Genomic DNA, 18,502 nt, shown 5'->3' with positions numbered 1-18,502 from the left:
ACAATTGTTAAATGGGCTTATATTTCTATATTGTAATTATAATTAAGATATTTGTAGTCCCAATTATAACACTTTAAATGTATAAAAAATTAAAACAAGCACTATTTCAAGTTTTAGAATCTAGCCGAAAGAAGATAGATTTTAAAAATATAAGCTATCTACCTAGATGGGCGATACTATGTTTCGATAGTGTTATATTAATGATGGCTTTAGTTATTACTAAAATTATTATTGGTAATTTAAAAAATAGTTCTATTTATTTCTCGTATCTCCCAACCAGTCAGGAGTTAATTGTTATACTAGTAAATGTACTATTCTTTATCTTTTTTAGAACTTATGCAGGATTAATTAGACATTCAACGTTTATTGATGCGGTTAAATTTTTCTTAGCATCTGCTGCCACATTAATTACCACATTAGGCATACATTACCTTTATTTTTTAATTACAAAAGATAGCATCTTTCTAGTTCCAGAAATTCTCGTTTATTCTATAGTTTCCTTTTGTGGGCTATTTCTCTTTAGAATTTTAGTGAAATATATTTTTGAAGCTTATTTAACTAATCAATACGAGGAGGACGAATTAAATGTATTGGTTTTTGGTACAGACGAAAATGCGATAGCTATTGCTTCAGCATTAAAATCTGAAAAGCCATCACGCTATAAAGTATTGGGTTTTATAGATAAAGCAGGTAAAAATAAAAGTAAAGAAATTCTAGGACTTCCTATTGTTCATTTACATAGAAAAGTTGCTGTAACCTTAAGAATTAATAAAGCGCAAGCCTTAATTCTTGCCGATAATAGTTTAACGAAAGAGGAAAGTATAGACATTGTAGACAACTGTCTTGAATATAACTTTAAAGTTTATAGAGCGCCTTTAATTTCAGATATTGAGAATAATATAAGTTTATCTAACCAAATTGAAAAAATTCAAATTGAAGATATTCTTGAAAGAGACCCAATAAAACTTGATAATAAATTAGTTGCTAAAGAAATTTATAACAAATGTATTTTAGTAACTGGAGGAGCTGGGTCAATAGGAAGTGAAATTGTAAGGCAGGTTGCAAATTATAAGCCTAAGAAATTACTTATTTTAGATAATGCAGAGACGCCTTTATACCGTATACAGCACGAAATAAATCAAAATTTTCCAAATTTAGATTTTGAAGCGATTATATCAGATGTAAGAAATAGAGAAACTATTGATGAGGTTTTCGAAACCCATAAACCAGACGTTGTTTATCATGCAGCAGCATATAAACATGTTCCGTTAATGGAGAAGCATCCGTCTCAAGCTGTGTTTGCTAATGTTATAGGCTCTAAAAATGTTGCAGACATGGCAAATAAATATAATGCCGAAAAGTTTGTCATGGTATCCACAGACAAAGCTGTGAATCCAAGTAATGTTATGGGTGCTTCTAAACGTATAGCAGAAATATATATTCAAGCACTTCAAGAAAAAATAAAAGCAGATAATAAGTCCACAACTCAATATGTAACGACAAGGTTTGGTAATGTTTTAGGTTCCAATGGTTCTGTAGTACCATTATTTAAAAAACAAATAGAAGAAGGGGGTCCATTAACCATAACACATCCAGATATTATAAGGTATTTTATGACTATTCCAGAAGCGTGCCAACTGGTAATAGAAGCAGGAGCAATGGGTAATGGAGGAGAGGTATTTATCTTCGATATGGGAGAGGCTGTAAAAATTATAGACTTAGCTAAAAAAATAATTAGATTGGCTGGGTTTACGCCTTACAAAGAAATTGATATTAAGGTTATTGGTTTAAGACCAGGTGAGAAGTTATATGAAGAGTTGCTTAACGATAAATCTGAAACCTTACCAACTTACAATGAAAAAATAATGATTGCAAAAATAGTTTGCCATGATTACGAGGTTATAAATAAGTTGATTTTAGACCTAGCATCCACAGCAAAAGAAGGCACTAAAAATGAAATAGTACTAAAAATGAAAGATATAGTTCCCGAATTTTTAAGTATGAATTCAGATTTTGAAAGACTAGATAAAAAGATAGTATAAAATATAATCAGGTTTAAAAATGACGTTTCAATGTATTGAAACGTTTTTTTAATATTAAAAGGATAATTTTTTTAAATGAAAATAGCAGTAATCGGTACAGGATATGTTGGTTTAGTTACAGGAACTTGCCTAGCGGAAACAGGGAACGATGTTCTTTGTATAGATATAGATGAGAATAAAGTAAAACAAATGCAGGAAGGTCAAGTACCAATTTACGAACCGCATTTAGACGTTTTATTCGAAAGAAATATAAAAGCCAACCGTTTAAAATTTTCAACAAGTTTAGCTGAAGGTTTAGAACATGGAGACATTATATTTTTAGCTCTACCAACACCAGAAGGTGAAGACGGCTCTGCCGATTTAAAGTATATTTTAGGCGTAGCAGATGATATTGGTAAACAATTAAAAGATTATAAAGTTATAGTTGATAAAAGTACAGTTCCTGTAGGCACATCAGAAAAGGTAGAGGCTGCAATTGCTAAAAATGCAACTGTAGATTTCGATGTCGTTTCAAATCCAGAATTTTTAAGGGAAGGTTTCGCTGTAGACGATTTTTTAAAGCCAGAACGTATTGTTGTGGGAGCAAGTAGTGATAGAGCTATTAAATTAATGGAGAAACTGTATAAACCTTATGTACGTTCAGGAAATCCTATAATTGTAATGGACGAGAAGTCTGCAGAGCTTACTAAGTACGCTTCAAATGCCTTTTTAGCGGCTAAAATTACTTTTATGAACGAGATTGCCAACTTTTGCGAAAAAGTAGGTGCAAATGTAGATAAAGTGAGAATTGGAATGGGAACAGATTCAAGAATTGGAAAACGTTTTCTTTTTCCAGGAATAGGTTATGGTGGTTCTTGCTTTCCAAAAGATGTAAAAGCACTTCACAAATCAGGAAAAGACAATAATTACAATTTTCAAATCCTTGATGCAGTTATTAATGTAAATGCGCGACAAAAATTAGTGTTAATTCCTAAGATTGAAGCACACTTTAATAATGATTTAAAAGGTAAAAATATTACTATATGGGGATTAGCATTTAAGCCTGAAACAGACGATATTCGAGAAGCACCAGCACTATATATGATCGATAGTTTATTAGAATCTGGAGCAAACATTACAGCCTTTGATCCAGAAGCTATGCCAAATGTAAAAAGGAAGCTTGGAGACAAAATTAGCTATGCAGAAAGTATGTATGAAGCGTTAGAAAATGCAGATGCGTTGGTGATTTGTACAGAATGGAGTATTTTTAGAACACCTAATACCGATAAAATAAAAACAGCAATGAATGGTAATATCATTTTTGACGGTAGAAATTTATACGACGTAAAGGATATTGAAAACGAAGGATTTAAATACGTGTCAATAGGAAGATAATGGATTTAAAAACAATATTAATTACAGGAGCAGCAGGATTTTTAGGTTCTCATTTATGCGATCGCTTTATAAAAGAAGGTTATCAAGTAATTGGTATGGATAACTTTATTACGGGTGATAAAAAAAACATTGCACATCTTTTAGATCATGTTAATTTCACTTTCATTAAACACGATGTTACAGAGTTTATTAAAATAGAAGGAAAAGTAGATTATATTTTACATTTTGCATCTCCTGCTAGCCCAATAGACTATCTTAAAATACCAATTCAAACACTAAAAGTTGGCTCTTTAGGTACACATAATTTACTTGGATTAGCAAAGGCAAAAGAAGCACGATTACTTATAGCATCCACATCTGAAGTTTATGGAGATCCATTAGTACATCCTCAAACCGAAGAGTATTATGGCAATGTTAATACCATTGGACCAAGAGGAGTTTATGACGAGGCTAAGCGTTTTCAAGAATCTATAACAATGGCTTACCATAGGTTTCACGGTATAGAAACAAGAATTGTACGTATTTTTAATACGTATGGACCAAGAATGAGGCTTAACGATGGTCGTGTAATTCCTGCTTTTATGGGACAAGCATTACGCGGAGAAGATTTAACTGTTTTTGGAGAAGGTTTGCAAACACGTTCTTTTTGTTTTGTAGATGATCAAGTAGAAGGTATTTATAAGTTGTTATTAAGCGATTACAGTTATCCTGTTAACATTGGAAACCCGCATGAAATTACAATAAAAGACTTTGCCGAAGAAATTATTAAACTTACTGGCACAACGCAAAAGGTAATTTATAAAGATTTGCCTGTAGACGATCCTATGCAAAGGCAACCAGACATTTCTCTAGCTAAAAAACTGCTAGGCTGGGAACCAAAAGTAGGGAGAGCAGAAGGCATGAGAATTACGTTTGATTATTTTAAAAACCTGAGTGAAGAGGAGCTTTATAAAAGTGAGCATAAAGATTTTTCTAGCTATAATAATAAATAGCAAATGGAATATACGCGTGGAAGATTTTCTTGGTTAATTAGACCTCTTTTAGTTATTTTAGACCTGTTTATTATCAATTTTTTCGCGTATTATTTCTTCAACTTTAATGCTGAAAACCTTCATTTGTTTTCTTCAGCATTTTTTAACAATAAACATTTATTATATATAGCGTATTCTGTATTTTTTTGGATGTTATCAACTTCTTTTATAGGTTTTTATAATGTTTATAGATATACATCTGTATTAAATATTTTATCTCTTTTAATAAAGCAATTTCTAATATTTTCAATCTTAGTTTATGCATTTATTGGTCTTTTTAGAAGTGTTAATATTCAGGCCTTTGTAACCTTCAAATATTTAACTTTAATTTTTGGGCTAATTGGTTTTGTGAAAGTTTTAAGTTATTATTTGCTTAGAGCTTATAGATTAAAACTAAAAGGAAATGTGCGGCGTGTAATTATTATTGGAGATACAGATGGAGCAAATGAATTAAAATCTATATTTAATCAAAAAAAGGAATTAGGATATAGATTATTAGCGCGTTTTAGTAATATTGAATCTGAAGGTATTACAGGAAGTATAAAAGAAAGTTTTTCGTTTTTAGAAAGCAATGAAGGTATTGACGAAATTTACTGCGCAATGGGAGAATTAACAGAAAATCAGGTTAATGATTTTGTGAAATATGCTAACATTCACCATTGCAATATTAAGTTTATTCCAGAAAGTAAAAAGCTCTTTTCTAAACGTTTAAAAACAGATTTTTACAACTACTTACCTGTCTTGTCAATTCAAGAAGTAGCATTAAATCAGGACTTTAATAAGTTAATTAAGCGAGTTTTTGATGTTATTTTTTCTGCATTTGTTATCGTTTTTATATTGTCTTGGGTTTCTGTTATTCTTTTCATTTTGATAAAATTAGAGTCTAAAGGACCACTATTCTATAAACATAAGCGCAACGGGATTAAGTATAAGGAATTTAGCTGTTATAAGTTTAGATCTTTAAGAACAGTAAAAGAAGTTAAAGGTACTTATGTAAAACAAAATGATACACGATTAACTAAAATTGGTAAAGTTTTACGTCAAACGAGTATAGATGAGTTACCGCAATTTATTAATGTATTGCTAGGAGACATGTCCGTTGTAGGCCCTAGACCACATATGTTGTCTTACACTGAGGATTATTCTAAAAAAATAGATAAGTATAACTTTATTTTTCGTCATCATGTAAAACCAGGTATTACAGGTTTAGCGCAAATAAAAGGTTTTAGAGGAGAGATAAAAAATGACGAAGACATAATAAATCGTATCAAATTCGATAATTTTTACATTGAAAATTGGTCGTTATTATTAGATATCAAAATTATTATTCAAACAACTTTAAATATTTTTAGAGGTCAAGATAAAGCGTATTAATTGTGAAGCGAGCATGTTAAAAATGGTATAGCTAAAAGAATAGATTAATAGCGAGCAACATGTGACAATTTAAAAAAATAAAAGAAACACATGAAAGCACTCGTTTCAATAATTACACCACTTTATAATTCGGAAGCCTTTATCGGGGAGACTATTCTATCCATATTAAGTCAAACATATTCTAATTGGGAATTGCTATTAATAGATGATTGTTCTACTGATAATACGGTTGGTATTGCGCACAGTTTTATTTCAGAAAATAAGAATATTACACTTATAAAAAACGAAATAAATCAAGGAGCGGCAGTGTCTAGAAACAAAGGAATAATGGCTGCAAAAGGAGATTATATTGCTTTTTTAGATGCTGATGATCTTTGGAAACCACAAAAATTGGAGAAACAGATAGTCTTCATGCAAAACCAAGATTGCGATGTTTGTTTTTGTAGTTATGAACAAATAGATGAATACGGAAAACCGTTAAATAAATTAGTAAAAGCACTACCAACCTTAAGTTATAAAAAATATTTAAAAAGTAATTATATTGGTAACTTAACAGGAGTATATAGCGTAAAGGCATTAGGTAAAATAACATCGCCTAATCTGCGTAAGCGTCAAGACTGGTTGTTGTGGCTAAATGCCATAAAAGCCTCTGGGAAATCAGCTAAAAGCGTTCAGGAATCGTTAGCTTTATATCGTGTTCGAGAAAACTCCATGTCTTCGAATAAAGTAGAATTACTTAAACATAATTATTGGGTTTATAAAAAAGGACTAGGCTTTTCTACAATTAAATCAATCTATTGTATGCTTATATTTATTTGGGAACACTTTTTTGTAAAAAGTAAACAGACAGTTACTATTACTCAACATACGAAATAAACTGTTTCACTTTTCCGCTTTTGGCACGTTCTAAACTTTCTTTTCTTTCAAAAGAGACATTTAAACCAGGTTCTAGATAATCGTCTAAAGCTTTTTTTACAGTTATTTTTTGAACTTCTGTAAGTTCTTCTTCAGCAACATAGCTTACTTTAAAAGTGTCTAGTTTAAACTGTTCAAGCATAAATTCCTTTATTTTAGAAGCGTCTTCAATTACCGTTTTAGTAACGTAATACATGGTAAAACCAGCAGCTATTTTTCCACTAGGTAATTTTAAGGTATCGTTAGTTCTTCCGGCTAAAGATTCAAGAATTGGTTTACTTAACGTGCTATTTTTTGAAAGCGTACCAATATCACCAGTATCGTAGCGAATAAACGGATGTGCTTTATTATATAGAGAGGTAATAACAATTCGGCCTTGTTTGCCATGTGGCAGAATATTATTATTAGCATCTAAGATTTCAATATATAGATCGTCACTATTTATTAACCATTCATCTTTGGTGTTCTGAAATGCTATTAGGCCCAATTCTGCACAACCATATTCGTTAATAATAGAAACACCAAATTGTTTTTCTAACAGCTTTTTGTCATTTGTAAACAATGTTTCAGAGGTTGCAATACATGCTTTCAAACTTTTGCATTTCTCTTTTAAAATAATATTCTCTCGCTCTAAATACTTTCCAAAAAGCGTTAATGCATTAGAATAGCCGTAAAGATATTGGTAATTAGATTTGCTAATCAATCCAACATTTTTAGCTAATTGTTCGTCACTCATATCAAAGACAGAAAACCGAAACCTGTTACTTAGTTTATCCTTAAGTCTTTCTTTATAATAATTTATAGTATCTAAAGGAATGCCATAAAAGCGGGCTTGCTTAGAAGTGTTTAAATCTAAATCGTGCCAACTGTATCTATCCATAAATATCGACCATGATAGAGCATGGCAAAATTGATCTTTTGCAAATGAAAGTGGGTAACCAGAAGAGCCAGAAGTGTTATTTATTTGACAGTTTTTTTTAGTATAACCTTGCGTGAGTCTATATGTTAATGGTTGTTGCAGATCGCGTTTAGTTAAAACAGGAATGCTTGTCCAATTTTTTACATTAGCATTTGCTGCAAACGATTTATAAAAATGGTTATATTTTAAGTGGTAGTTAACAATCTCTGTTCTTTTATTTAAAATATAGTGCTCTTTCTCAATTGGAGTTAAATCTATAATTGCTTTCAAAGCAAGCTTTGCTTTTTTTATAGGAAAGCCTTTTAATTTTAAAGAAAGATCAAATAAATTCAATTGTAATGGTTTCAAATAATAGAAATGTAAATTAAAGAAATATTATTTAAAATACGTGTCTTTTTTATGGAAGGTAGATTTCAATTGAAAAACTAAATTTGAGACGCTTTTTTTAATTCAAAACAGTATTTTTGTGGAAACAACTACAACTATGAATATTTTAATACTTGGTTCTGGAGGAAGAGAACATACAATCGCTTGGAAACTTGCACAAAGTAACAAATGTCGCAATTTATATGTAGCACCAGGAAACTCGGGTACAGCTACTATTGCAACTAATGTTCCTATTGGTGTAACAGATTTTCAGGCTATAAAAGAAGTAGTATTAAATAACCATATTACTATGGTTATTGTTGGGCCAGAAGATCCTTTGGTACTTGGTATTCATGATTTCTTTTTAGAAGATGAAGCACTTAAAAACGTTGCCGTTATTGGACCACAAAAAGCTGCTGCTGAATTAGAAGGAAGTAAAGAGTTTGCTAAAGAGTTTTTATTTAGACACAACATTCCAACTGCTGCATACCAAAGTTTTAATGCAAGTACTGTAGAAGAAGGTTATGCCTTTTTAGAAACATTAAATCCTCCATACGTATTAAAAGCAGATGGGTTAGCTGCAGGAAAAGGAGTTGTAATTTTAGAAGATATAAATGAAGCTAAAGCTGAATTAAAAGCTATGCTTGTAGATGCAAAATTTGGTAGCGCTAGTACCAAAGTGGTTATAGAAGAGTTTTTAGATGGTATAGAGTTAAGTTGTTTTGTTCTAACTGATGGTAAAAATTATAAGATTTTACCAACAGCAAAAGACTATAAACGCATTGGAGAAGGAGATACAGGTTTAAATACAGGTGGAATGGGAGCCATTTCTCCAGTCCCTTTTGCAGACGATGTTTTTATGTCTAAAATAAAGGAACGTGTTGTTATTCCAACAATTAACGGATTGCAAAAAGATAACTTACCGTATAAAGGTTTTGTATTTATAGGTTTAATAAAAGTAGGAAACGATCCTTTTGTTATAGAATACAATGTGCGTTTAGGTGATCCAGAAACAGAAGTAGTATTACCACGTTTAAAAAATGATTTAGTCGAAGTTTTTCAAGCTGTTGCCGATCAAACTTTAGACAAAATTAATATTGAAATAGACGAGCGTGCTGCTACAACAGTTATGTTGGTATCTGGTGGTTATCCAGAAGCTTACGAGAAAGGAAAAGAAATTTCTGGTATAGAAAACATAGAAGGTTCTATAGCTTTTCATGCAGGAGCACAACTTAAAGATAATAAAGTTGTAACCTCTGGAGGACGTGTTATGGCGATTACTAGTTACGGTGAAACGTACCAAGAGGCCATAAAAAAATCTTATCAAAATATAGAAAAACTACATTTTGATAAGATGAATTATCGAAAAGATATTGGTTTCGATTTATAAACTAAATAAATTAGTTTCTATAAAAATGAATGCGAAGAGATACTTTTATCTTCTTCGTTGTTGCTGTCAAATTTCTTTAGTTGTAACATCCAGTAAACCATTGCTACTGCACATATAATCATAAAGAACCAGTTAATACCGTTTGCAAGAAACCAGTTTTCTAGCTCTAGTGCTCTAAGTCCGTCTAAAGGAGCAAATGCAACATTAACAAAAAAGTCTTGTATAGCGTAAAATAAATCTTTCATAAGAGTAGTATATTTAAAAGACAAAAATACAAAAACAGATAATGATTACAAATGTTTTTAGTAAATCTAAACCAATTAATTTTTTAATTGTCTTTTCGCTGTCCTTATTGGCACTACTTGTGGCTGTAAATAAGTATGGAGATTTTACGTTTACTATGTTCTCAACTATCAAATTATCAGCTGTTTTTCTATGTTGCTTCTTGTCTGTTTTGTTGGTAGATTTTATAGTTGCTAAAAATTCATTATCTCAAAAAGGTAATGCCGAACTATTACTGTTTAGCCTGTTTTTAATAACCATTCCACAGGTTTATCTAGATTGGAAAATTATTTTATCTAACTTTTTAGTGCTTCTAGCGCTAAGGAGAATTATTAGTTTAAGAACCCAGAATGAGCATATAAAAAAGTTGTTTGATGCAGGTTTTTTAATAGGGCTAGCAAGTTTGTTTTATTTTTGGGCGCTCCTATTTTTCATTTTAATTTTTATTGCACTTTTATTATATGCCGAGTCCGAAATAAAGAAATGGATTGCACCAACTCTTGGATTACTTGCAATAGTTATGATGTCTATTGGTCTTTCTATAGTAATAAACGACGACTTTATTTCTTTATTAAATATTAATCTAGCGGTTGGGTTTAATTTTAATGCCTATAATTCTGTGCAATTTATTGTAGCTATTACTATGTTGTTATCTTTTGGTTTATGGGCTTCAATTTTTTATTTAAAGGATATTAAAAAGAAAATGAAAACCTACAGACCAGCTTATAAAGTTGTTTTTGTAGCTTTTATAATTTCGACACTATTAGTTATCATCGCTCCAAAAAAAGATGGTAGTGAGTTCTTGTTTTTATTCGCTCCTTTGGCAATTATAATTTCAAATTATATTGAAACCATAGAAGAGAAATGGTTTAAAACAATCTTTGTTGTTTTATTATTAGCGATTCCTTTAGTATTATTAGTGTTGTAGTTTTTCGCCGTATGCTAAATCGCCAGCGTCACCTAATCCAGGTACAATATAACCTTTGTCGTTAAGTTTTTTATCTATAGTTGCTATCCATAAATGGGTGTTTTCTGGAAAGTTTTTAGCAACAAAATCTATACCTTCTTGTGCTCCAATTACCGCGGCTAAATGTATTTCTTTTGGAGTACCAAATGGTTTCAAGGCTTCAAAAGTAGCAAGTAAAGATTGTCCTGTTGCTATCATAGGATCTGCAAGAATTAGTGTTTTACCTTCTAAGCTTGGACAAGCAAGATATTCTACTATAATTTCGAAGGTTTCTGGATTTTGCAAATGGTGTCTATAAGCAGAAATAAAGGCGTTTTCGGCTTTATCAAAATAATTTAGTAATCCATTATGCAAAGGTACGCCTGCTCTTAAAATAGAACACAATACCACATCGTTGTCGATGACTTGTACTTCAGTTTCGGCTAAAGGAGTCGTGATTTTTGTAGCTTTATAATTAAAAGACTTACTTATCTCATAGCTTAAAATTTCGCCTATACGTTCTATGTTTCGCCTAAATCGCATACTATCTTTTTGAATGTTGACGTCTCGTAATTCAGAAACAAAAGTATTTAAAATTGAATTTTCTTCAGATAAGTTATGAATATGCATTGTAGTGAATCTAAGTATTGAATGGTAAAGTTAAATATTTATCCGTAATTTTACAGTCTTAAAAATAAATCAATATGTTTTCAACTAAAGCCAATGCTATTTTTCAAGATGTAATAGCAACATATCATAAAATTAATACAGTAGACCAACCGTTTACTAATAAATATGAAAAATCAGATTTATTAGAACATTTATTATACAGAAAGTGTTGGATAGATACTGTACAATGGCATTATGAAGATATTATTCGCGACCCACAAATAGATCCAGTGGCAGCGTTAACTTTGAAGCGTAAAATTGATGCCTCTAACCAAGATAGAACAGACATGGTAGAGTATATTGATAGCTACTTTTTAGAAAAATATAACGATGTGTCTTCTAAAGAAGCAGCAACTATAAACACTGAAAGTCCAGCTTGGGGAGTCGATAGACTTTCTATTCTCGCGCTTAAAGTATACCACATGGAAGAAGAAGCTACAAGAGCAGATGCAACAGAAGCGCACAGAGCTGCTTGTCAAGTAAAGTTTGATATTTTATTAGAACAGCGTGTAGATTTGTCTACAGCAATAGATACTTTACTTGAAGATATTAGTAAAGGTGATAAATATATGAAGGTATACAAGCAAATGAAAATGTACAATGACGATGAGCTTAATCCTGTATTAAGAGGACAGAAGTAATTTTTTATTTTCATTTACGCTATAAAATGCTCCTTTCCTTAAATTTAAGGAAAGGAGCATTTTAATTTTTATATTATTAAACGGAAAGAGTTTAACCTAAAAGAAAAAAAGGTAATGTCAAAACGAAAACACATTCTAGTAATTAGACTCTCTGCAATGGGTGATGTTGCAATGTCCGTGCCTGTTTTGCGTGCTTTTACGCAGCAGCATCCTAATATTAAGCTTACTGTTTTAACACGAGAGTTTTTTAAGCCTTTTTTTAGAGATTTAGAGAATGTTACAGTATGCTCACCAGATTTAAAAGGAAAGCATAAAGGGTTTTTTGGTCTCTATAAGCTATCGAAAGAATTAAAAAGTTTAGGTATAGATCAAGTTGCAGATTTGCATAATGTTTTAAGAACAAAGGTTCTAAAGTTTTTTTTCTTCGGAAAGACTTTTAAGCAAATTGATAAAGGAAGAGATGAAAAGAAAGCATTAGTAGAAGGCCGAAATTTTGAACAACTTAAAACAACACACGAGCGTTATGCTGATGTTTTTAGAAGTTTAGGTTATAATATTAGTCTTAGTAATCCTAACTTTCCAGAACAAGCTAAATTAGACTTGAGTACACAGGAATACTTAGGGAAAGACAATAAAAATTGGATTGGTATAGCTCCTTTTGCGCAATACCAATCTAAAATGTATCCTTTAGATTTGTTGGAACGTGTTATAGCAGAATTATCCAAAACACATAAAATAATATTATTTGGAGGCGGTAATAAAGAGATTAAAATATTAAATACGCTCCAAAATAAATATGAGAATGTTATTAATCTAGCAGGAAAACTATCTCTAAACCAAGAGTTAAATGTTATTTCTAATCTAGATGTTATGCTCTGTATGGATTCAGGAAATGCGCATATTGCAGCAATGTTGGGAAAAAGGGTGGTTACAATTTGGAATGTTACACATCCATTTGCTGGGTTCGCGCCATTTAATCAACCAAAAGAATATTGTTTACAGGCTAATAGGAGTCAGTTTCCATTAATTCCTACCTCAATTTATGGTAACAAATTTCCTGAAAATTATAAAGAAGCATCAAGAACAATTGCTCCAGAAACTGTAATAAGAAAAATAGAATCTTTACTATAAAAAAAGCCTCACTTAAAAAGTGAGACTTATCGGTTTTATAACGTATTAAAAATATCTACTGTTTTATCCCTTAAACTAACAAATTTTAAGCGTTACAACCTGAAAGCAAATCTATGCAGTTAATCGGGATAATTGTAGTATAATAATTTTATTATTCGGTATTTCGATGAAATAACGATTAAATCGGATAAAATACAGTTAATAACGTTTTTGTATTAAACATCATCATAATCTACTACAATTTTAGAGCTAGTAGGATGTGCTTGACAGGTTAAAATTAAGCCTTCGGCCACTTCATTATCTGTTAATATATTATTTTGTCTCATGGTTGCTTGACCTTCTGTAACTCTAGCAATACAGCTACTACAAATACCGCCTTGGCAAGAGTAAGGTGCGTCTAAGTCTTTATCTAAAGCGGCTTCTAAGATAGTTTTAGATTGAGACATTACAAAGGTTGCTTCTTCATCGTCTACAATTACTTTTATTTCAGTTTCTCCTGTGTTTACAGCGTTTTCAATTGCCTGTTCAGTTTTTGCAACTTTAAAAAGCTCGAAAAACACACGGTCTTTAGAGATGTTATTTTCTGTTAATACATCTTTTACAGTATGTATCATGGCTTCTGGTCCACAAAGGTAGAAGGCATCTATAGTTGTATGTTTGTATTTGTTTTTTACTATAAGATTAACCGTGCTTTTTTCTATACGTCCAAATAAGGCATCAGGCTCTTGAGATTGGCTGAACACAAATTTAATATCAAAACGTTCTTTGTATTCGTGATGTAGTTTTAGTATATCATCAAAAAAGATAGTGTCCTTGGCAGTTTTGTTACCATAAACCAATACAAATGTGCTGTTTGGTTCTTCTTCTAAAATAGCTTTAGCAATACTTAATACAGGCGTAATACCACTACCCGCAGCAAAGGCAGCTACTGTTCTTGTTTTAGAACTGTCTGGAGTAAAAGTAAAACGACCTTGTGGTGCAGCAACTTCTAAAACATCTCCTACTTTTAAGTTGTTATTTGCATATTTCGAGAACGTTCCATTTTCAACTTCCTTAACAGCTACAGTAATGTCTCCGCTTTTTGGAGACGAGCATAAAGAGTAATCTCTACGTACTTCTTTTCCATCTATAGTAGATTTTAGCGTAATGTATTGCCCAGCAGTAAAGTTAAACTCCTGTTTTAAATCTTCTGGAATATTAAAACTTAATGTTACACATTGCTCTGTTTGGCGTGTAATGTTTTTTATTGATAATTTATGAAAATGTGACATCTGTTTATTTTTTGTAAAAATAGTGAAGCTTGAAACCAATTAAAATCAATTATGAAAAAAATAATACCTAAGATTATTATGCATAAGAATATTATGTATATTTGAATTATGAGTAATTCTAAATTATATAAAGGTAGTTTGACCACTATTATTTTAAAGCTTTTAAACGAAAGCGATAAAATGTATGGTTATGAGATTACGCAAAAAGTAAAGGAGTTAACTAAAGGTGAATTAAAAATAACTGAAGGTGCGTTGTATCCTGCTTTGCACAAGCTTGAAGCAGAAGGTTTACTAGATGTTGAGGTTAAAAAAGTAGATAATCGTTTACGCAAATATTATAAAATTACAGAAAGTGGTACAAAAGAAACTAGTAATAAGTTAAATGAACTTGCTAATTACATTGCAACAATGCAGGCATTGGTAAATCCTAAGTTTAATTTAGAATAATGGTAGAATTAAGCCAAGAAGATATAAAGAAGATTGACGAATTTTTAATGCGTCATAAAGTTAAGTTTATAGATGTTCGTTTAGAATTGATAGATCACTTAGCTTCAAAATATGAATTAGAGAATCAAAACGAAAAATTACACGCTTTTTTAATGAGAAATCGTGATTTTATTAAAACCTTTATTAAAGAAAGGCAGAGCAAAATTCATTGGGCCTATCAGAAACAAATTATTAAGCAGGTAGCTTTGTTTTTTTATAAACCGAGATTTCTAATTTTTACTGCGTTAATAATTCTTGTGTTGTTTAATATAAAAGAGTTAAACGCTCAAAAAATTACACTTTGGTTGTTTTTAGGTTCTATTACTACACCACTTGCAATTGCGCTTTATAAACAAATTAGGGCGCAATCAAAATTAAAAAAAATTCAATCGTATCAAACAGTTTGCAGTATAATGTCGTTACCAAGTTTGTTTTTATATATGTTTACTCCTATTAAAAATCACTTACCTTTTGATGGCAATTTATTCTATATCTATTGGTTTATAGCTTTAATTATGGGCATATCTGGACTAATTGTTTTTAATAAGCTTCTTAAAGAGACTTATGAAAACTACAATAAAATTGTATTCGCATAATTAATATGAAATTAAACGAAACTCAAATACAACACCTCTACACCTTCACAAAAAACCATTTTGTAGAACATTACGATTTACAAACAGAGCTCGTAGACCATTTAGCAAACGATATTGAAGCTATGTGGCAGGAACAACCACAATTATCCTTTGAAGAGGCAAAAACAAAAGCCTTTAAAAAATTCGGCATTTTTGGTTTTATGGAACCTATTGAACAAAAGCAAAAAGCCATGAGCAAAAGGTATAGACGTTATTTGTTGGTTGAACTTAAAAAGTGGTTTGCAGTACCGCAAATAGTAATAACATTAGCACTATTTTTATTTTTCTACTATACGTTTTCAACAGTTTACGTAGAATACCTTTCTGTTATATTTTATATTATTATAGCGATTTGGTGTGGATATAAAAGTTGGCAATTAAATAGAATATTTAAAAGAAGAAAAGAAAAATCTAACAAAAAGTGGATGCTTGAAGATATGATTTTTAAACAAGCTGGCGGAATAACGGGATTATTTCTTTCGCAACTGTTTAATGTAATCAGTATATCCGATACATCTTTAAACAATAAGTATGCTATACTAGCTTTTGCACTCTTATTCACTTTTTTAGTTTTAATAAATTATATAAGCCTAGAATTACTTCCTAATAAAGCTGAAAAACTAATAAATGAAACTTATCCAGAATTTTCTTTGTAACAATTTCTATACTTTTAATACTTATCTATTAAACCAAACCACAAACTATGTTTAAAAATTTTATAAGCCTAGAATGGAAGCAGTTTCGTCGCGCTTCTTATTTTCAAAAAGGTCTTGCTATTAAAATATTAATGGCATTTGTAGTTCTTTATTTTGGAGGAATGGCCTTACTATTTGGAGGAGGTGTCTTTTTTATTGCTAAAAAAGCAATACCAGAAGTAGACCCAATAGAAACCATTAACAAGTTTCTTATATTTTGGTTCCTATTCGATTTACTCTTTCGCTATTTCATGCAACAATTACCAGTAATGAATGTAAAGCCATTAATGGTAATTCCTATAAAAAGGAGTACTGTTATTCATTATTTGTTAGGCAAAACAAGTATTTCATTCTTTAATATTTTACCACTTTTTATTTTTATTCCGTTTAGTATTGTTTTACTATTTCACGGTTATGCAGTGCTAAATGTTTTAGGCTGGTTTGTTTCGGTTGTAGCTATTACATTATGTTTAAATTTCACTAATTTTTTAGTAAATAAAAACAATGCTGTTTTTTATAGTATCCTAACCATTTTAGTAGCATTTGTAGGATTAGAATATTACAACATCTTTAAGGTTTCAGAACCAATTGGTAATGCTTTTAATTTTTTATACAACAATCCATACATTGCACTTTTACCAATAGCTATCTTAGTGTTGCTATACAAAACAACATTTAATTTTATTAAAAAAGGATTTTATTTAGACGATGCTGTTTCTAAAAAGGTAAAACAAGTAAATGCAACAGACTTGTCTTGGATGAATCGTTTTGGAAGTGTCGCACCTTTTATAAAAAACGATGTTAAACTAATTTGGAGAAATGCGAGGCCAAAACAAGTTATGATGATGTCTTTTATGTTCTTATTCTACGGTTTGTTTTTCTTCACACAAGAAACCTATAAAGAAATACCTGCACTTTTGGCTTTTGCATCTATGTTTATAACCGGTGGATTTTTAATTTCATTTGGACAATTGGTTCCTTCTTGGGATAGTGAATATTATAAAATGCTAATGAGCCAGAATATACCATACCAACAGTATTTAGAGTCTAAATGGTACCTTATGGTTTTTGCGGTAATTATCTCTTTTATATTAGCAACTCCTTACATTTATTTTGGTTGGGACATTTATGCTATGATTGCTGCCGGAGCAATATTTAATGTTGGTTTAAATTCCTTTATTACATTATTTGGAGGAGCACTTAATAGAGTACCAATAGAGCTTAATGTTAAGGCAAAAGCATTTAGTAATACTAATGGGTTTAATCCTGTTCAATTACTAATAAGTTTGCCTAAAATATTTTTACCAATGATTTTATTCTACATTCCATACAAACTTATTGGTTTCAATGCAGGGCTTATTACCATTGCTTTAAGTGGTGTTTTAGGCATTGTATTTAGAAAGTATATTTTCAATTTTATTGTAAATGTCTACAAAAAAGGAAAATATAAAACCATCGCAGCTTTTTCAGAAAAAAATTAACCAACAGTTAAACGTATTAAAATCATGATAACAACATCAAACCTTACAAAAACATACAACGAAGTAACCGTTTTAAATATAGAAAATTTAGAGATACCAAAAGGCCAGAGCTTTGGTTTAGTAGGAAATAATGGTGCAGGTAAAACAACTTATTTTAGTTTGTTATTAGATCTTATTGAGCCTACAACTGGAGCTATTAAAAGTAATGGTGTTTTAGTTAATGAAAGTGAAGACTGGAAACCATTTACTTCGGCTTTTATAGATGAAAGCTTTTTAATTGGATACCTAACTGCCGAAGAATATTTTTACTTTATTGGTGAACTTAGAGGGCAAAATAAGGAAGATGTAGATGCGCTTTTAGCTCAGTTTGAAGACTTTTTCCACGACGAAATTTTAAATAAAAAGAAGTATTTAAGAGATTTAAGTAAAGGAAATCAAAAGAAAGCAGGTATTGTTGCAGCACTTATTGGAAATCCAGAAGTAATAATATTAGACGAACCTTTTGCTAATTTAGATCCAACAACACAAATAAGATTAAAAGGTATTATTAAAGATTTAGCACAAACAAAAGGTGTAACTGTTTTGGTGTCAAGTCACGATTTAATGCATGTTACAGACGTTTGCGAACGTATTGTGGTTTTAGAAAAAGGTGAAATAGTAAAAGATTTAGCTACTAATCCAGAAACCTTAAAAGAGTTGGAAGCGCATTTTTCTGGTGTGGCTGAGGTTTAATTTTCTTGTTGGATTATTGCTAATATTTAGTAAATTCAAAAAAGATGCTTATTTTTACGTGCTTATCTAATAGCTAACAATATTCGTGTAAGTTTAAAGTTATTTAATTAGACTAAATACCA

General features: G+C 30.7%; 18 protein-coding genes. 14 read left to right on the top strand and 4 right to left on the bottom strand.

Features of this window, described 5'->3' with window-relative positions; genetic code table 11:
• The first annotated feature begins 77 nt into the window (after nucleotides 1–77).
• The 5 genes from ASC44_RS08890 to ASC44_RS08870 all read left to right on the top strand — a co-directional run bounded on the left by ASC44_RS08890 (nucleotide 78) and on the right by ASC44_RS08870 (nucleotide 6,697).
• A complete protein-coding gene (locus ASC44_RS08890; protein WP_055447248.1) occupies nucleotides 78–2,042 on the top strand; it encodes a polysaccharide biosynthesis protein in 1,965 nt (654 codons plus the stop codon).
• A gap of 75 nt (nucleotides 2,043–2,117) precedes the next feature.
• Nucleotides 2,118–3,416, top strand: coding sequence for a UDP-glucose dehydrogenase family protein (locus ASC44_RS08885; protein ID WP_055447247.1), 1,299 nt, complete (start codon nucleotides 2,118–2,120; stop codon nucleotides 3,414–3,416).
• Nucleotides 3,416–4,408 carry a UDP-glucuronic acid decarboxylase family protein gene (locus ASC44_RS08880; RefSeq protein ID WP_055447246.1) on the top strand — a complete coding sequence of 331 codons (993 nt, stop codon included), beginning with the start codon at nucleotides 3,416–3,418 and terminating at the stop codon, nucleotides 4,406–4,408. The genes ASC44_RS08885 and ASC44_RS08880 overlap by 1 nt, the downstream gene beginning before the upstream one ends.
• A gap of 3 nt (nucleotides 4,409–4,411) precedes the next feature.
• Nucleotides 4,412–5,821 carry an exopolysaccharide biosynthesis polyprenyl glycosylphosphotransferase gene (locus ASC44_RS08875; protein ID WP_055447245.1) on the top strand — a complete coding sequence of 470 codons (1,410 nt, stop codon included), beginning with the start codon at nucleotides 4,412–4,414 and terminating at the stop codon, nucleotides 5,819–5,821.
• A 90-nt stretch (nucleotides 5,822–5,911) separates the two neighbouring features.
• A complete protein-coding gene (locus ASC44_RS08870; RefSeq protein ID WP_055447244.1) occupies nucleotides 5,912–6,697 on the top strand; it encodes a glycosyltransferase family 2 protein in 786 nt (261 codons plus the stop codon).
• Here ASC44_RS08870 and ASC44_RS08865 read toward each other — a convergent pair.
• Nucleotides 6,678–7,988, bottom strand: a complete 1,311-nt coding sequence (locus ASC44_RS08865; protein WP_055447941.1) for a phenylacetate--CoA ligase family protein — start codon at nucleotides 7,986–7,988, stop codon at nucleotides 6,678–6,680. The two genes, ASC44_RS08870 and ASC44_RS08865, sit on opposite strands and share 20 nt — an antisense overlap.
• A 151-nt stretch (nucleotides 7,989–8,139) precedes the next feature.
• Here ASC44_RS08865 and purD point away from each other — a divergent pair, with 151 nt between their 5' ends.
• Nucleotides 8,140–9,411, top strand: coding sequence for a phosphoribosylamine--glycine ligase (gene purD, locus ASC44_RS08860; protein ID WP_055447243.1), 1,272 nt, complete (start codon nucleotides 8,140–8,142; stop codon nucleotides 9,409–9,411).
• A 17-nt stretch (nucleotides 9,412–9,428) separates the two neighbouring features.
• On the opposite strand, the gene ASC44_RS08855 is transcribed toward purD, so the two are convergent.
• Nucleotides 9,429–9,656 carry a DUF6341 family protein gene (locus ASC44_RS08855; RefSeq protein ID WP_055447242.1) on the bottom strand — a complete coding sequence of 76 codons (228 nt, stop codon included), beginning with the start codon at nucleotides 9,654–9,656 and terminating at the stop codon, nucleotides 9,429–9,431.
• 41 nt (nucleotides 9,657–9,697) lie between these two features.
• On the opposite strand from ASC44_RS08855, the gene ASC44_RS08850 reads away from it, so the two are divergent.
• Nucleotides 9,698–10,621, top strand: coding sequence for a DUF6427 family protein (locus tag ASC44_RS08850; protein WP_055447241.1), 924 nt, complete (start codon nucleotides 9,698–9,700; stop codon nucleotides 10,619–10,621).
• Here the strand turns inward: ASC44_RS08850 and upp are convergent.
• Nucleotides 10,610–11,269, bottom strand: a complete 660-nt coding sequence (gene upp, locus ASC44_RS08845) for a uracil phosphoribosyltransferase (protein ID WP_055447240.1) — start codon at nucleotides 11,267–11,269, stop codon at nucleotides 10,610–10,612. The two genes, ASC44_RS08850 and upp, sit on opposite strands and share 12 nt — an antisense overlap.
• Nucleotides 11,270–11,343: 74 nt before the next feature.
• On the opposite strand from upp, the gene ASC44_RS08840 reads away from it, so the two are divergent.
• Complete coding sequence (locus tag ASC44_RS08840; RefSeq protein ID WP_055447239.1) at nucleotides 11,344–11,949, top strand: DUF4254 domain-containing protein; 606 nt, start codon at nucleotides 11,344–11,346, stop codon at nucleotides 11,947–11,949.
• Nucleotides 11,950–12,063: 114 nt separating this feature from the next.
• Nucleotides 12,064–13,080, top strand: a complete 1,017-nt coding sequence (locus ASC44_RS08835) for a glycosyltransferase family 9 protein (protein ID WP_083476269.1) — start codon at nucleotides 12,064–12,066, stop codon at nucleotides 13,078–13,080.
• A 215-nt stretch (nucleotides 13,081–13,295) separates the two neighbouring features.
• Here ASC44_RS08835 and ASC44_RS08830 read toward each other — a convergent pair whose 3' ends face one another.
• On the bottom strand, nucleotides 13,296–14,351 hold the full coding sequence (locus ASC44_RS08830) for a ferredoxin--NADP reductase (RefSeq protein ID WP_055447237.1): 1,056 nt from the start codon (nucleotides 14,349–14,351) through the stop codon (nucleotides 13,296–13,298).
• A gap of 108 nt (nucleotides 14,352–14,459) precedes the next feature.
• Between ASC44_RS08830 and ASC44_RS08825 the strand changes: the two genes are divergently transcribed.
• From ASC44_RS08825 to ASC44_RS08805, 5 genes are read left to right on the top strand one after another with little or no spacing between them, the layout of a single operon-like run.
• Entirely contained in the window at nucleotides 14,460–14,798 is a 339-nt protein-coding gene (locus tag ASC44_RS08825) for a PadR family transcriptional regulator (protein WP_055447236.1), read from the top strand.
• Complete coding sequence (locus ASC44_RS08820; protein ID WP_055447235.1) at nucleotides 14,798–15,433, top strand: hypothetical protein; 636 nt, start codon at nucleotides 14,798–14,800, stop codon at nucleotides 15,431–15,433. Before ASC44_RS08825 ends, ASC44_RS08820 begins: the two co-directional genes overlap by 1 nt.
• A 5-nt stretch (nucleotides 15,434–15,438) precedes the next feature.
• Complete coding sequence (locus tag ASC44_RS08815; RefSeq protein WP_055447234.1) at nucleotides 15,439–16,128, top strand: hypothetical protein; 690 nt, start codon at nucleotides 15,439–15,441, stop codon at nucleotides 16,126–16,128.
• 47 nt (nucleotides 16,129–16,175) lie between these two features.
• The gene (locus ASC44_RS08810; RefSeq protein WP_055447233.1) at nucleotides 16,176–17,648 is read left to right on the top strand and encodes a DUF5687 family protein; all 1,473 of its coding nucleotides are present in this window, start codon (nucleotides 16,176–16,178) and stop codon (nucleotides 17,646–17,648) included.
• Between the two features lie 24 nt (nucleotides 17,649–17,672).
• On the top strand, nucleotides 17,673–18,380 hold the full coding sequence (locus tag ASC44_RS08805; RefSeq protein WP_055447232.1) for an ABC transporter ATP-binding protein: 708 nt from the start codon (nucleotides 17,673–17,675) through the stop codon (nucleotides 18,378–18,380).
• Nucleotides 18,381–18,502: the final 122 nt, after the last annotated feature.

Source organism: Lacinutrix mariniflava, assembly GCF_001418015.1.
GTDB lineage: Bacteria > Bacteroidota > Bacteroidia > Flavobacteriales > Flavobacteriaceae > Lacinutrix > Lacinutrix mariniflava.
The sequence above is the reverse complement of the archived record's forward strand: the minus strand, read 5'-3'. Positions and strand labels throughout refer to the sequence as shown.